Here is a 14,332-nt window from a genome sequence, read left to right as displayed (position 1 = left end):
TCCTCGATCTGTCCAGGGTGCTCAGTGGCGGCCGGCTCGCCATTCGCCGGGCGGCATCCCGTGGGCGGCGCGGAAGGCGCGGTTGAAATGAGCGTCGCTCCGGAAGCCCCATCGCGCTGCTATCAGCCGTACGGGACGGGCTCGCTGAAGGGGATCGGCCAGATCCTCGCGGCACCGTTCGAGCCGGCGGGTGCGGATCCAGTCCGACACGGTGATCCCGGCCTCTTCGAAGAGCTTGTGCAGCAGGCGTACGGAGATGTGGTGGGCCGCGGCGACAGTCGCCGGACCCAGTTCCGGGTCGTCGAGGTGGGCCTCGATGAAATGCTGGGCCCGGGTCACCATGGAGCTGCGCCAGGCCCCGGTCGTGGGGGGCGGGTCGCGGTCGAGCTCATGGGCCAGGGCGACCCCGATCAGGTCGACGGCGGACCGGGCGAGCCGGGCCCGGTCGGCGGGCGTGCAGTCGCGGCTCTCGCGGGCCAGGCGCCGGACGAAATCGGCCACCACCGCGCCGACGCCGTGCCCACCGTCGAGCCGCGCCCCCAGGAGGTCGGCCGCCGTCCGGTGGGGCACGGGAAGGCGGGCGCGCGGAAACGTGATCATGGCGAAGGCGGCCGGCAGCGCCTGCGCCGCCCGGGCGACCTCGAACGGCTGGGAGGTGTCGTACAGGCCCATGTCGGAGGTCTCGAAGGCGCCGCCGCGACCGCAGTGGGTCGCGTCGGCCCGGCCGTGGAGCACGAGAAGGAGCCGGTACGCCTCCGGATCGGACCGGCGCACCATCGCCGGCGTGCGGCGTGCCACCATGCGGCAGCCGCGGATGGCGTTGAGGGACAGCTCGACGTCGGTGTCGAGAGCGACCGTCCGCACCTCGGACTGGAAATTGCCGGCCGGATCGCCGCTCACGTCGACCGCGACGGGCAGGCGGGCCATGCGTTGCCGATATTCGGCGAAGCGTTCCGGCGCAGACATGACCCCATTGGAGTCACTCGAGCCCGGCCGGTCAAGCCGGGAAAGGCAAGGCCCGTGCGCCGCCGGTCAATGCGCCGGCCCGGGAGACCCGCCATCCTCGTCATAGCCAGTGACGGCGGGGGAGGATGGCCCTCCGGGCGTGATGCTCGGAGGGCATTCCTGCCTACGCCTTGAGGGTGAGCAGGTGCAACGACGCCACGTCCCGGACGTCGACGTAGCCGGTGGCGAACTTCAGCAGCGCCGGCAACGACCCGTCGAGCATGCCGGCGATGCTGCTGAGCGACGGGGAGTAGTCCGGACCGAGAACCGGGCCGAGCACCGCCGTCGGGTTGACCGTGGCCAGTTCCAGCCCGCGGCCCTCGCCGGCCACGAAATCCCAGGCCGCGCGCTCGGCCAGGGTCTTCGATCGCTGGTACGGCGCGATGTCGGCCGCCACGTTCGTCCAGTCCTGTTCGGTGAACGGGGTGTCGCGCGGCTCGTGGCCGTAGGCGATCGCCGGCCCGCTGGGCGATCTGGTTCATCGAGGTGTTGCCGTCCTCGGCGAACGCCTGCCGGGCGGCCGCCAGGATGCGGGCGCGATTCTCACGGGCGTCGGCGCGGACCATGACCCTGTCCTCTGTCGGAGACGTCTGGCGAAACGATAGCGGGGCCACGCCGTAGCGTGACCCCGCGTTCCGTCCGGCTCAGGCTTGCCGGGCCCGGGCGCGCTGGGCGCCCAGATCGGTGTTCGACAGCCAGCAGGCGTCCCCGAGCGGCACCCAGTCGAACGACTCGCACTTCTCGATCACGCGACGGGCCATGGCCGGTGGGGGATCGGTCCACGGCTCGAAGCCCGTGGTCCCGATGTCGCCCGCCACCATCAGCCCGTTCCGGATCAGGTACTCGATCGCCGCGGCCGCCGGCGGCCGGAAGTCGCCGCCGGTGCCCTTGACCGCTTCATGGGCGACGGCGATCAGCGTGTCGACCAGCACCCAGTCGTCGAGGCCCTCGGTCAGGACCTCGTCGGCGATCCACTCGACCGTGCTCATCCGAGGTGCACCTTCTCCTGCCTGGCCCCGGGGCGGACGATGTCGATCGTCTCCCCGCCGGAGGCGGAGGTCAGGCGCCATTGGATGACGGTACCGTCCTCGAGTTTGTAGACCTCGGGGATCTTCTCGCCGCGCGCCGGAAGTTGCTCGGCGCCTTCCTTCCACTTGTCGAACAGAGCCCGCAGTTCGGTCGCGTTCGACACCACCTTCACGCCCCGGCTGTTGCCGTTGGCCAGGTTGTCGAAGTCGGAGCGCAGGCAGTTGTGCGTCAGCACCGACGCCTTGCCGGCGCCCACGTAGTACGTGTGGAAGTCGGCAACGGTCAGGTTGTAGACCGTTGCCCGCTCGGTGCGGCGCTCGACCTTCTCGACCTCGAGCCGCGCGCCGTCCCCGCCGCGCACCGCCATGCCCGCGGCCAGCGTGGTGGCCTCGACCCAGCCGCGCTGCCGCGCCGACCAGAACAGGTGGTGGGCGGTCGTGGTCAGCTTGGCCGTGGCCGTGCCGGCGTCACCGTCGGTGTCCAGGGTGAGGTCGACCAGATTTTTGTCGCCGGTGCCCTGGATGGTGGCGGTCACGACCTTGGTCGCGGTGCGCCACGAGCCGGGCTGGGTCGACAGGATCCGGTCGCCGACCCGTACCCGCTCGATCGGCTTGCGCGTGCCGTCGGCCATCAGCACCGGGGTGCCCCGGCCGAAGCTGTTCTTCTTGTCGCACGCGGTGGCCAGATTCTCGAAGATCTTCAGGGCTTCGCGCATCTTGTCGCTCATCTTGACGCCCTTGAGAGCGGTCGCTCCCATGCCGATGAGCGGGATGGTCGCGAGGCCGCTGAGCGCGGCGCCCACGTAGTCGCCGCGAGCCAGCGAGACCCCGGCGTCGATCACGTCGCACGCCTCGCCCGCGCCCGGCACCAGACCGCAGGCCATCAGGACGAACTGCAGGGTGTCCAGCAGCAGGTCGGGATTCTGCTCGATGAACGACTTGATGTCGTTGAACATCAGGCAGCCGGTGCTGCCCCGGTTGGCCGTCGTGCCGCACTCGTTCGGGTGCATGAGCGCGTCGGCGAAGGAGGTGAAGACCTTGACGCACTCGGTCGACATCTGGTCCGGGATGAGGCAGCTCCACGTCTTGTGGTCCTCGTTCGCCGTTCCCGTGCCGTCGCTGCCGCTGCCGGCCTCGTCGCTGCGCCGCTGCTTCTCGTACGCCGCCAGCTTCTGGTTGTAGATGGCGACGGCCTGGTTCGCGGCTTCCTGGGCCAGGAGAGCATCCTTGCCCGCGGCCTCGGCCGAAGCCTTGGCCGCCGCGGCCGCGTTCCGGGCGCCCGCGGCATCCGTGGCGGCCCGGCTGGCGGCGGCGGTGGCCACCGAAGCGGACCGCGCCGCCTTGGTGGCGCTGGCGCGGGCCTGGTCCGCCGCTGCCCGGGCGGTTTCCGCGGACCGGGCGGCCTGGTTTGCGCTGTTCTGCGCCGCGGTGGCCGACGCGGCCGCCGACTTCGCGAAATCGGCGGCCTTGCCCCGCGAGATCTCCGCCTGCTTGGCGTAACCGTCGGCTTCGGCGGACGCCTTCCGGGCCAGGGCCGCGGTCTGCAACGCCTCGTTGGAGTCGGTGACCGCGGTCTGGGCGTACTGCTGGGCCTCGGCGATCAGCTTCTGCACGGCTGCCACGTGAGTGGCCTGCTCGTAGTCGAGCTGGGCCGCCTTGAAGCGCGCGGCGGTGAGGAAGTAGGTCAGACCCGACGCCGGACCGGCCAGGGCCACCTGCCCGGCCGCCTTGACCTCGGGGCCGCCGGTCTCCATCAGCTGGTAGACCTGGAACCGCTCGTCGGCTGCCGCGGCCGCGTACTGACCGGTCCGCAGGAACTGGTGAACGTCGGCGGTGGTGCCGCCCAGCGCCCGCTCGGCCGCGGCCTTGAGGTTGCCCCAGTTCGGGTGGGCGTCGATGATCCGGTAGACCTCGGTCCGGTCCTTGGCCGCTTTGCCGGCGTAGTTCCGCGTACGCAGGAAGGTCTGCACAGCGGCGTCGGTGCCGTTCACCGCGTTCTGCGCCGCGGTCCGCTCGGCCCCGGCCGGCAGCTTGTCGATCAGCGACCAGACCCGGGCCCGGTTGTCCTGCCCGACCGCGACCTGGCGGCCGCTGGTCAGCCACGCGCGCAGCGCCACATCGGTGCCCGCGACCGCGTCCTGCGCGGCCGTCCGGGTCCACTCGCCACCGGTCTTCATCAGCGCGAGCGCGGCCCGGCGGCCCCGGTCGTGGACCACCGCGTCGGACGCGCCGGCCGCCGTCGCCTCGTTCAGCAGGGCCCGGGTCGTCGAGTTGACCCGGTCCTCCTCCTCGGTGTCCCAGAGCAGGTCCCGGTTCCAGGCCACCAGCTCGCCGCCGGCCGCGGCCTGGGCCTGCTGGGTCGCGAGGGCCGCCTGGGCGTCCTCGATGCCCTGGTCGGTGGCCTCGGTCAGGCGCAGAGCGTCTTGTTCACGGGCGAGCTTCTCGAGCTCGACCGCCTGATTCGCGGCCCGCACGGCCAGGCCGGCCGCCGTGACCGCGGCCTGGGCGTGCTTGGTGGACTCGGCGGCTGCCTTCGCCGCGTCGCCCGCGTGGTCGGCCGCGTCGATGGCCGCCGCGGCCGCCGCGTAGGCGTGGGCGGCGGCGTCCTTGGCGAACTGGAACGCCTCGTCCGAGGCCTTGGCCGCCGCCTGGGCGAACCTCATGGCCCGTTCGGCCGCGCGGGCCGCAGCCGCGGCCTCGCGGCGGGCCTGGGCGGCCGCGTTGCGGGCGCGCTGGGCCTGCTCGGCCGAGACGCCGGCCTGGGCGCCGGCCTCGTCGGCGGCGTTCGCGGCCGCGGTCGCGTTCCCGCTCGCGTTCTGCGAGGCGGTCAGGGCCTCCTTGGCCTGGGACAGCGCCCGGTCCCGCTCGGCGCGCACCTTCTCCAGCTCGACGGCCTTGTCGGCCGCGTCCCTGGCGGCCTGGGCGGCCTGCCGGGCGGCTGATGCCTTGCCGGCGTTGGTCCGCGCGGCCGCAGCGGCGTTCTGCGCCCGGGACGCGGCCTGCGCGGTGAGCGCGGCGGCGGAGGTGGCGCGGCGTGCCGCGTCCTCAGCGATCGAGGCCGCCCGCATCGCGGCGGCGGCAGCGCCCTTGGCCTCCTTGGCAGCCTTGGCCGCGCCGGCGGCGGCATCCGCGGCGCGTCCGGCGGCGGCCGACGCCTTCTTGGCCGCACCGCCGGCGGCCTTGGTCTCGGCCGCGGCTTCCTCGGCCGACTTCTTGGCCGCCTGGGCCGCGCTCAGCGCCCGCCTCGAGGCATCGGAGGCGGCCAGCGCCTCCCGCGCGGTGGTCTCGCCGGCCTCCTTGGCCTGCTGGGTCAGGCTGGTGATGGATGCCAGCTCCTTGTCCCGGGCCCGGGCCACGAACTGACCGCTGACCAGGAAGTCCCGCAGGTCGTCGGCGTTCCCGGCCAGCGCCGCGGCGGCGGCCGTGTTCAGAATCGGGCCGGTGTTGTTCACCCCGCCGGTCAGCATCCGGGTCGCGGCCAGCCGGTCGTCGGCGTTCTCGGCCTTCTCGCGCTTGGTGCTGAGGAACTCGGTGATGTCGGCCGCTGTGCCGTCCAGCGCCGCCTGCGCAGCGGTCTTGGTGGTGGGGCCGCCGGCCTCCAGCACCCGGAACACCCGGAGCCGCTCGTCGGTGACCCAGGCCGGCTCGAAGCCGCCGTTGACGAAGTCCTCGATCTTCTGTTGCGAACCGGCCAGGGCCGTCTCGGCCGCTGTCCTGGTGGCCGGGCCGTCCACGGAGGCCAGAGCCTCGGCGGCCGCCCGGGCGTCGGCGGCGAAGGCCTCGTCGGCGCCGCCGCCCTCGGCCGCGAAGGCCTCGATGTCCGCGTCCGAGCCGAGCAGCGCCTCGGCCGCGGCCCGGGCGATCGACGGGGTGCCGTCGACCACCAGAGTGGCCGCCCACCAGCGGGCGAGCGAGGCGTCGTACGGCGCCTCCTCGGCCCGGGCCGGTGCGGCGGGCGCCAGCGCGCCCAGGAGGGCGAGTGTCAGCCCAGCCGCGATCCGCCGCGCATGACGCGGCCTTGTTCTTGAAAAATGCACTACATTCCCCCGAGAAATAGACAATCCGCTAGAAGATAGCGAGATCGTCGATCTTCCTCAATGAGACATGTGCATCTTTCTATGTCATCATCCGGCCGGTTGGAATGCGCGGCCGGGCCGGGCTGCCGTCAGCCGCGTTCCCAGACGGCGACGGCCTCCTCGCCGTACTGCGGGACCCAGCCCAGGGCGACCGGCCGGGCCGGGGTGCCGGTGAAGGTCAGGGTGAGCGAGCCGGTACCGCGCTCGAACCGCACCGTCCCGGTCTGCGTGGGGTCGTTCTCCCAGCCCTCGACGTCGTACAAGGTGAACATCGCCGGGTCGACCACGAACGGGCGCGCGGCCGCGACCGACAGCACGATCCGGGCCGAGTTCTTGCCGTAGTCGGCCGAGGTCAGCGTGACGGTGGCAACCTTGGCCGCCTTCTTCGTGACGGTGACGACCCGGCCGTCCTGCTGGTACTTCAGCGCCGGGTCGCGATCGTCGACGGCGGTCGCCGGTGCGGCGGCAGCGGTGGTGGTGGCAGCGGGGGCCGGCGCGGCCGGGGCGACCTGCACGTCCGCCGCGGCCACCCCGGCGCAGGCGGCCGTCGTGGCGGCCGCGACAACGATGCCGATGGAGCTGATGACGGCGGACATTCTCAAGGCGATCTCTCCCGGTCGGTTGTGGTGGAACCTCGGACAGTGAAACGCGGAGAGCGCCACCATGGTTGTGTGCCGGTCGGGCCATCTTACTGGCCGGACCAAATCGCCGCTGTGCCCCGGACGGGTGCCGCGGTCGTCACGACCCTGCCCGACGGCCGGACGATGCTGGCGGTCGGGCGTCGCGACGGAAGCCTGTCGGTGACGACGCGAGCGGCACTCTGAACCGGTCGCGAAGTCAGGCCGGGGCGCTCCATTCCGGATCGCGGCCGATGAAGCCCAGCAGCCTGGTCTGAGCGTCGGCGTCATCCTTCACCGGAACGCGGGGGCCGTACTGCCCGGAGGATCGGATCACCTGCTCCATGGGCTCCATGCCGGTCACCAGGCGGGCGCAGAATTCCGGGTCGAGCCGATCGTCCTGGCCGGTGGCCCGGGCGAGGTCCCACGTGTGCATGAAGACGTCGGCCGTGTAGAACTGGTCGATCGCGTGGTCCAGCGGCAGCTCGCCGAGGTGCGGGTTGGTGAGCTTGCGGCCGGCCGTGGCCGGATCGTCCAGCAGCGCCTGCACAGCGTCGTATTGTGCCCGCCACGCCCCGGCCGGGTCGTCGGCGACCGGCGGTCCCGGCGGCAGTTCGATGCCGGAGCCGGCGCGCAGGAACGGCGGGAACCACGTCACGAGATGGCCGACCACGTCGCGGGCGGTCCACGCCGCGACCGGAGTCGGCACATCCCACGAACGCGTGCCCAGGACGCGGTCGGTGAAGACCCCGCCGATCTCATGGTGCCGCTCGGCGGGGTGGTCAGACAGCGTCATGGGTGATCAGCTCCTCCAACTTGGCGTAACCCTGGTCGACTCCGGTCTCCATGCCGCTCCGGAGCCACCCGTCGCGGGCCTCGAAGCTCTCCACCAGGGACTGCGTCCGGAGCCGGGCGCGTCCGTGGCCGAGGTCGTCGAACCACAGCGTGTTCAGGGCCACGCCGTCGGGATCGCCCTCGTAGGTGAACGTCTGCACGATGCGATCGGGCCGGATCTCGTGGAAGCAGCCGCGGAAGGCGAACTCCTCGCCCTCGCGGGAGGACACATAGCGGAAGGTGCCGCCGGTGCGGGCGTCCCATTGGTCGATGCGCGTTTCCAGCGAACTCGGGCCGATCCACAGGGCGAACAACCGGGGATCCGTGTGCGCTCGGAACAATTGCTCGGGTGTGCCCGCGAACTCGCGGGCCAGACGAATGATCGGCACCGTCGGGTCGGCTTCGATCGTGGTCTCGGTCTTGACGGTCACGCCACGCCTTCCTCTTCGTTCATGGCCGCCAGGACAGCGTCGAGGCGGCGGTGCCGCTCCTCGGCCCGGCGCCGATAGCGTTCGATCCACTTGTCCATCAGGTCGAAGACCTCCGCTTCGAGGCGCACCGCCCGTGGTTGCGGGCCCGGCGGCCGGCTGACCACGCCGGCCCCCTCGAGCACCTTGAGGTGCTTGTAGACCGCTTGGAGCGTCATCGGGTAGGGCTCCGCGAGCTGAGTGACCGTGGCGTCGCCGGCAGCCAGCCGGCTCACCATGTCGAGCCGGGTGGGATCCGCCAGCGCCGCGAACACCTGGGACAGCACATCGGGGGCCATGGCCGCTCCATCTTTCAACCGACGAGTTGAAAGTGACCCTAGTCGGTGCCCGACAAGGCGTCAACCATCTGGTTGAAAGTCCCGGCAGGGCACGAATTCGCTACTGATCGAGCTCCTGGAACAGCGTGATGTGCAGGTCGCCCGGGGCCTCCAGCCGCGAGTTCACCGACCGCCACGGCGTCTCGGTGGGCGGGGCGACGACCTCAGCGCCGGCTTCGGCCGCTTCGGCCGTACGGGCGGTCGCGTCGGTCACCTCGAACGCCAGGCGGAACCGTGGCGCCACCGGGCGGCCCACCTCCACGTCGTCGACGAAGCGGTGGTGGGCCGGGTTGGCCAGTTCGAGCGTGGCCCGGCCGGCCTCGAGGATCATGACGCGTTCGTCGCCGTCGCCGCTGAAGGCTGCTTCCTCGCCCAGCCCCAGCGTGTCGCGGAAGAACGACACGGCGGCGTCGAAGTCCTCGACCTCGACGATCAGCCGCATCTGGCGCACCTCGCCGGTCATCGCTTCGCCGCCTGCTCGTGGAGCTCCCGCATCTGCTCGTCGAACGGCGCGACCGGGCCGGTGACGGTCAGCCCGGGAACGATCCTCGTGATCGGCAGCACGGCGACCGGCGACGCCGGCTGCCCCCAGCCGGCTCGCCAGGCGGCGAGTTGCGCGGCCGAACCGGCGTACACGATGGGGCCGAGCCCGGCCCAGCCGTGCGCGGCCGCGCACATCGGGCAGTGCTCGCCCGACGTGTAGACCGTGCTGGCCGCCCGCTCCGCGGGGGAGAGGTTGGTGACGGCCCACCGGGCCAGCGCCAGTTCGGGATGCGCCGTCGGGTCGGCGTCGGTGACCTCACGGTTGCGGTCCTCGGCCAGCACCGCGCCCGCCGGCCCGGCCAGCACCGAACCGAACGGGTAGTCGCCGGCTTCCAGCGCCTCGGCCGCCAGCTCCACACAGCGCTGCAGGTGTTCGTCTGTCATGTCATCACCGGGTAGTCCACGTAGGCGAAGCGTCGGGAGTCGGGGGACCAGCTGTTGACGTTGATGGTGCCCTGGCCGCCGTCCAGGGCGACGACCGTACGCGGGGAACCCCAGTCGTCCCGTCGGACCAGCCGTAGCTCGACCGGCTGGTCGGCCGGGTGCCCCTCGGTGCCCGGCGGATAGCTGAGGTAGACCGCGTGCTCACCGTCCGGGGCGAGGTGCGGGAACCAGTTGACCCGGTCGTCGAAGGTCAGTTGCTCGGGATCGCCGCCGCCGGGCCGGATGCGGGCTATCTGGGCATGGCCGGGCGCGGTCGAGAAGCGCTCGGTGTTGAAGTAGATCCAGGCGCCGTCGGGCGTGTATTCCGGCCCGTCGTCGGGGCCGCCGCCGACGGTGAGCGGCCCGTCGCCGGCGCCGTCGGCGCCGATGGTCCACAGGCTCGCCGTCGTCCAGTCGCCCGGCTCGACGCCGACGTAGGCGAGGGTGGCGCCGTCCGGGCTGATTCCGTGCAGGAAGTGCCGGCGCTCGGCGTGGGTCACCCGGCGCACCGGGCCACCGCTCAGGGATCCGGTGTAGGTGTGCCCGTCATCGGCGGACAGGTGGACCGTCTTGCCGTCGGGCGCCAGGACGTGGTCGTTGTTCAGTTCCGGGATGCCCTCGAGCGGGACCGGGCGGGGCGCGCCCGAGCCGTCGGCGGCCAGGGTCCACAGCAGACCGTCGCCGTTGAGCACGAGGGTTCCGTCGGCGGCCCAGTTGGGCGCCTCGAAAAGAACCGTCGAACTGGCGTGCACGAGCGTGCCGGCGCCCGTGGCGATGTCGTGAATGTGGATGCGGCAGGACTGGCCGTCAGCCAGCTTGCGGGCGTACGCCATGAAGAGGCTCCAACCGCCGGTGGGCGTGGGGATCCGAACCTATCATCGACCGGATTCCGATCGGCGCGCCGCCTTCCGATAGCCGTAATGAATCGGCGCTTGCGCTTCTTCGGTCGATATAGAACCATGTCAGTGGCACATCGTTCGAGCCTTGCTGTGGCGGCGGCTTGCGATACCACAAGGACTGAAAACTGCATGCCTGAATGACTCCATGGCCTGGTCGGAGGCCATGATCGCTGCGAAACGGCGCCGCTCCGAATGGGATCGGCACGGCCCGGTCGTCACTGTAATGACAGTTAAGTCAATTGTTCGCACACCCGCGCGCCGCGTATTTCGCGATTGCGTGTGTGCCCACCTGCGTTCTCCGAAATTGGCCGCCGGACGGTGCTGCGCAATACGTCTTGGCCGCACAGGCGGCGGGGTGCTCCGCGGCCGCCACCGAGGAGCACCCCGTCCTGGCCTGGGAGCAGCCCGGTGAAGACCTCTCCGTACGGGGCGATCGCGTTCCGTCCCGACGCGCGCCGGCTCACGGCCAGCGCCCCCAGCGGCGAGCTGACGCTGTGGGACACCTCGGATCCGGCGCGTCCGCGACCGGCCGGTCGCCTGCGGACGGGCCGGGGCATCGTCGCGGCGGCGTGGAGCCCGTCCGCCACCGACCTGCTGGCCACGGTCTCGAACGACGGGTCGGGCGCCCTCTGGCGGCTGCGGGACGACTCCGCGCCGGAAGGCGTCGCGCGCTGGGCCGCGTTGCCGGACAGGCCGCGGCACGTCGGCTGGGTGGCCGGCGGTTCCTGGGTGTTCAGCATGACCGGAACCGGCCGTGCCTCGGCGTGGGACATCGGCAGCGGAGCCTGCGTCGGCCGGGCCGATCTGACTGGCGGGCGACCAGTTGTGGGCGCGCACTACCGCGGCAGCGAGGTCGTGGCGGTCACGGACAGCGGATGGGCCCGGCTCTGGCGTCCCGGGCGGCGTCCCGGCGAGTGGGTCCGGCTGACCGACCGGCCGGTCAGCGCCTGCACCTGGTCGAGCACGGTGCTGGTGGTGGGCGGCCTCGACGGGCAGGCAACCTGTTTCGACGCCGAGTTCCGGCCGGTGCACACCCTGCGGGTCGCGCGGGAGCGCCCGCGCGCGCTGGCCTGCGCGGACGACGGCCGGCTGGTCGCCTCCGCCGGCGACAACCAGGCGGTCGCGGTCGGCCGCGACGGCTCCGTCCAGTGGGAGACATATCTACGCCCGCCGGGCGCGCAGTCGATGACGATCGCCGGAGATCTGGTCGCGCTGAGCGCCGGCCGTCCCCGCCCGACGCTGCTCGCGCTGGCGACCGGCGCCGATCTCGCCGGTGGGCGGAGCTGACCGGCGGTCGATCCGAACGGCCGATTTCAGCCCCACCGGGGGCGGGATCGACGCTACCGTGAACGAACGTCTGTATCGGGTGTGTGAACGCTTGTGAACTCTTCCGACGCTGGTCATCGGCTGTTCGGGCGAGTCTCCTGCCGAGTCGTTGCGGCCTGCTCCAGCTCGGTGGCAGCGTGGCGCTGCATTCTGCGTCTACGCCCTGGCCTCCGTGCTGCCCCTCCTCGCGGCCAAGCAGCGCGACCTGCCGGCCGGCGACCGGCTCGCCCAGGACTCGCACTTCATCTGCCCCGACCCCGAGGAGCGGCTGGTCATGAAGGTCGAGCGCACCGGCCGGCGCACGATGAACTCCGAGGACCTGACCTGATGCGCACGGAGATCGGGCTCGGCCTGCAGAGCGACAAACCCGCGGGCACGTGCGCCCGGCTGGCGCGCTCGGCCGAGGCGGCCGGCTTCGACGTGCTGACCGTGTTCGGCGACCTGATGTACCAGCCGCCGATCTTTCCGCTGCTCGAGATGGCCGGCGCCACCAGCCGCGTGCGGCTCGGGCCGGCCTGCCCCAGCCGCACCGCTGACCGCCCTGGCCGAGGCGGCGTCGGTCGTCGCGCGCCTGCTGCGGGGCGACCGATCGGGGTGGTCCGGCCGCGTTTTCGAAGTGGCGCCGGACTCTGTGCTGCGATACGAGCGGCAGCGCCCCGTCGGTTCCGATGCTGCTCGGCGTCGAGTTCGGCACCCCGCACGGCCTCACCGACGACCGCGGTGTAGAACTGCTCGGCGCCGAAGTCCTGCCCCTGCTGTCCCGTTAGGAGCTCACCGATGGATGTCCTGCTGGTGCTCGGCTCGCAGCTGGTCGCCGACCGCGGCCTGCTCACCTCCCTGGCCGGCAACACGGCCTGGGACCTGGATGTGGGCCTGCGGGTGGTGTCCGCCGCAACCGCCGAGGAGCTGGCCGCTCACGACGGCCCGGCCGTGGTGGCGCCGGCCGATCCGGCGTTGCTGGCCGCCGCGCCCGCCAACACCGTCTTCTACGACCTGACCGTCGCCGCCGAACCCGCGTCGCCCCAGCATCTGCACGGCCGGGGCGTGTGGGGTCTGGCCTGGGCGATCAAGCATGCCGTGCACCGGCTGCGCGAGCCCGCCGCCCGGGTCGCCTACGGCGACCACCCGGAGCAGTGGGCCGATGAACGGGTCCCGACCGGCGCGCCGGACGCCCCCTCCGGGGCGCCGGTCGGGATTCTCCTCCACGGCGGGTTCTGGCGGTCGAACTGGGCCGCCGACCTGATGGACGCGCTCGCCATCGACCTGACCGCCCGCGGCTGGATCAGCTGGAACCTCGAATACCGCCGCCCCGACCGCCACGGCTGGGCGGCCACCACGGCCGACGTCGCCGCGGGCCTGGTGAAGGCCCGGCAACGCCACCCGGGCGCCCCAATCGTGCTGTTCGGTCACTCGGCGGGCGGCCAGCTCGCTCTGCGCCTGGCCGCCGACGACCCGGACCTCGCGCTGGCTGTCTCGCTGGCCGGGGTGATCGACCTGGGCGAGGGGCAGCGGCGGTTCCTGGGTGAGGGCGCGATCACGACCGCGCTGGGCGGCGGGCCGGACGACGTGCCCGACGTCTACGCGGCGAGCGACCCGATGGCCCGGCTGCCGCTGGCCTCGCCGGCGTTGCTCGTGCAGGGCAGCGGCGACGGTCTCGACCTGGTCGACATCAACCGGCGATTCGCCGCCGCGTCCGGGATCACGCTGCTGGAGCAGGCGGGCGACCACTTCGACGTGATCGCGCCCGGTTCGCCGATCTGGGCCGCCACCATGGCCGAGGTGGAGCGCCAAATTTCACGTAGGTGAACAGGGCCCTCAGAACAATCGTGGGGTGACCACCGAGACGATGTGCACCACCATGGGCTCGAGCACCAGGCCGGCCCCGCGATCGGACAGCATGCGGTAGGTCTGCTGGCCGGAGACGTACTGCACGGCCGCGTTCTCGCCCCGGGTGAGCGTGAAGTGCCGGGGCATCGGCACCACGACCGGATCGGCCGCGCCCGCCGCCGGTGTGTCGAAGAAGTCGGCCACCGAGTGGCCGAGCGCGCTCGCCACGCTGCCCAGCGCGGTCAGCCCGATCGACGAGATGCCCCGCTCGACCTGCGACAGGAACCCGATCGACAACCCGGCCCGGGCAGCCAGGCTGCGCAGGGTGAGACCGCGCTGCTTGCGGAACTCGCGGATGCGCGGACCGACCTGGGCCGAGGCAGTTGTCCCCTCGATCGGCTCCGACACGTCGATCTCCCCGTCAACCCACGACCATTGTTCGATCGTACCTACAAGTCGAGGGGCGGCGCGATCGGCTGCCAGGTCAGCGGAGTGGACAGAATCATCGTGCTGGACGGCGCTCCGTAGCCACCCAACCGGTCGATGACCTCCTCGAACGCCTCCATCGAGGCGGTCGCGACCTTGAGCACGGAACACGTGTCGCCGGTCACCCGGTTGATCTCCAGCACCTCGGGCCAGGTGGGCACTTTGTCGTCGCGCAGCACGCAGGTCGGGCCGTAACACGACATCCGGATCAGGGCGAGCACCTCGCGCCCGGTCTTGGCCAGGTCGACGTGGGCGTGGTAGCCCGTGATCACACCGGTCTCCTCCAGTCGTCGCACCCGCTCGGCCACGGCCGGCGGCGACAGGTGCACCCGCCGCGAGAGCTCGCTGTAGGACAGGCGCGCGTCGTCCTGCAGCTCGCGCAGCAGCGCCCAGTCCATGGCGTCCATCCGGCCACCTTCGCAATCGTTAAGTGATTCCGCAAATCTAGCCAACGATCACCGGT

16 protein-coding genes are annotated in these 14,332 nt (G+C 72.0%); 3 read left to right on the top strand and 13 right to left on the bottom strand.

Annotated elements, in window-relative coordinates; genetic code table 11:
- Positions 1-21: 21 nt before the first annotated feature.
- The 11 genes from KXC43_RS08375 to KXC43_RS08325 all read right to left on the bottom strand — a co-directional run bounded on the left by KXC43_RS08375 (position 22) and on the right by KXC43_RS08325 (position 10,164).
- Positions 22-966 (bottom strand): helix-turn-helix domain-containing protein, encoded by a 945-nt coding sequence (locus KXC43_RS08375; protein WP_221375387.1) that lies wholly within the window; start codon positions 964-966, stop codon positions 22-24.
- 163 nt (positions 967-1,129) lie between these two features.
- On the bottom strand, positions 1,130-1,459 hold the full coding sequence (locus tag KXC43_RS08370) for an NAD-dependent epimerase/dehydratase family protein (RefSeq protein WP_369076948.1): 330 nt from the start codon (positions 1,457-1,459) through the stop codon (positions 1,130-1,132).
- Positions 1,460-1,649: 190 nt separating this feature from the next.
- Positions 1,650-1,994, bottom strand: coding sequence for a hypothetical protein (locus tag KXC43_RS08365; RefSeq protein ID WP_221375385.1), 345 nt, complete (start codon positions 1,992-1,994; stop codon positions 1,650-1,652).
- Positions 1,991-6,070, bottom strand: coding sequence for a polymorphic toxin-type HINT domain-containing protein (locus KXC43_RS08360; protein WP_221375384.1), 4,080 nt, complete (start codon positions 6,068-6,070; stop codon positions 1,991-1,993). The genes KXC43_RS08365 and KXC43_RS08360 overlap by 4 nt, the downstream gene beginning before the upstream one ends.
- Positions 6,071-6,198: 128 nt before the next feature.
- The gene (locus tag KXC43_RS08355; protein ID WP_221375383.1) at positions 6,199-6,705 is read right to left on the bottom strand and encodes a hypothetical protein; all 507 of its coding nucleotides are present in this window, start codon (positions 6,703-6,705) and stop codon (positions 6,199-6,201) included.
- A gap of 241 nt (positions 6,706-6,946) precedes the next feature.
- Positions 6,947-7,522: a TIGR03086 family metal-binding protein gene (locus tag KXC43_RS08350; protein WP_221375382.1), complete on the bottom strand. Its 576-nt coding sequence runs from the start codon at positions 7,520-7,522 to the stop codon at positions 6,947-6,949.
- Positions 7,509-7,991 carry an SRPBCC domain-containing protein gene (locus tag KXC43_RS08345; protein ID WP_221375381.1) on the bottom strand — a complete coding sequence of 161 codons (483 nt, stop codon included), beginning with the start codon at positions 7,989-7,991 and terminating at the stop codon, positions 7,509-7,511. Before KXC43_RS08345 ends, KXC43_RS08350 begins: the two co-directional genes overlap by 14 nt.
- Complete coding sequence (locus KXC43_RS08340; protein ID WP_221375380.1) at positions 7,988-8,326, bottom strand: ArsR/SmtB family transcription factor; 339 nt, start codon at positions 8,324-8,326, stop codon at positions 7,988-7,990. Before KXC43_RS08340 ends, KXC43_RS08345 begins: the two co-directional genes overlap by 4 nt.
- Positions 8,327-8,426: 100 nt before the next feature.
- On the bottom strand, positions 8,427-8,828 hold the full coding sequence (locus tag KXC43_RS08335) for a VOC family protein (protein ID WP_255643709.1): 402 nt from the start codon (positions 8,826-8,828) through the stop codon (positions 8,427-8,429).
- On the bottom strand, positions 8,825-9,292 hold the full coding sequence (locus KXC43_RS08330) for a nucleoside deaminase (protein ID WP_221375379.1): 468 nt from the start codon (positions 9,290-9,292) through the stop codon (positions 8,825-8,827). The genes KXC43_RS08335 and KXC43_RS08330 overlap by 4 nt, the downstream gene beginning before the upstream one ends.
- Positions 9,289-10,164, bottom strand: a complete 876-nt coding sequence (locus tag KXC43_RS08325) for a TolB family protein (RefSeq protein ID WP_221375378.1) — start codon at positions 10,162-10,164, stop codon at positions 9,289-9,291. Before KXC43_RS08325 ends, KXC43_RS08330 begins: the two co-directional genes overlap by 4 nt.
- A gap of 474 nt (positions 10,165-10,638) precedes the next feature.
- Between KXC43_RS08325 and KXC43_RS08320 the strand changes: the two genes are divergently transcribed.
- The 3 genes from KXC43_RS08320 to KXC43_RS08310 all read left to right on the top strand — a co-directional run bounded on the left by KXC43_RS08320 (position 10,639) and on the right by KXC43_RS08310 (position 13,362).
- On the top strand, positions 10,639-11,517 hold the full coding sequence (locus KXC43_RS08320; protein ID WP_221375377.1) for a WD40 repeat domain-containing protein: 879 nt from the start codon (positions 10,639-10,641) through the stop codon (positions 11,515-11,517).
- Positions 11,518-11,665: 148 nt separating this feature from the next.
- Positions 11,666-11,884 carry a TIGR04076 family protein gene (locus KXC43_RS08315; protein ID WP_255643708.1) on the top strand — a complete coding sequence of 73 codons (219 nt, stop codon included), beginning with the start codon at positions 11,666-11,668 and terminating at the stop codon, positions 11,882-11,884.
- Between the two features lie 449 nt (positions 11,885-12,333).
- Positions 12,334-13,362: an alpha/beta hydrolase family protein gene (locus KXC43_RS08310; protein WP_221375376.1), complete on the top strand. Its 1,029-nt coding sequence runs from the start codon at positions 12,334-12,336 to the stop codon at positions 13,360-13,362.
- A 9-nt stretch (positions 13,363-13,371) separates the two neighbouring features.
- Here the strand turns inward: KXC43_RS08310 and KXC43_RS08305 are convergent, their stop codons facing one another.
- Complete coding sequence (locus KXC43_RS08305) at positions 13,372-13,791, bottom strand: helix-turn-helix domain-containing protein (protein WP_308129009.1); 420 nt, start codon at positions 13,789-13,791, stop codon at positions 13,372-13,374.
- 41 nt (positions 13,792-13,832) lie between these two features.
- A complete protein-coding gene (locus tag KXC43_RS08300; RefSeq protein WP_221375375.1) occupies positions 13,833-14,276 on the bottom strand; it encodes an Lrp/AsnC family transcriptional regulator in 444 nt (147 codons plus the stop codon).
- Between the last annotated feature and the right edge of the window lie 56 nt (positions 14,277-14,332).

The sequence above is a fragment of the Paractinoplanes polyasparticus genome, from assembly GCF_019710575.1.
GTDB classification, from domain to species: Bacteria; Actinomycetota; Actinomycetes; order Mycobacteriales; family Micromonosporaceae; genus Actinoplanes; species Actinoplanes polyasparticus.
This window is presented reverse-complemented; position numbering and strand designations above follow the sequence as displayed.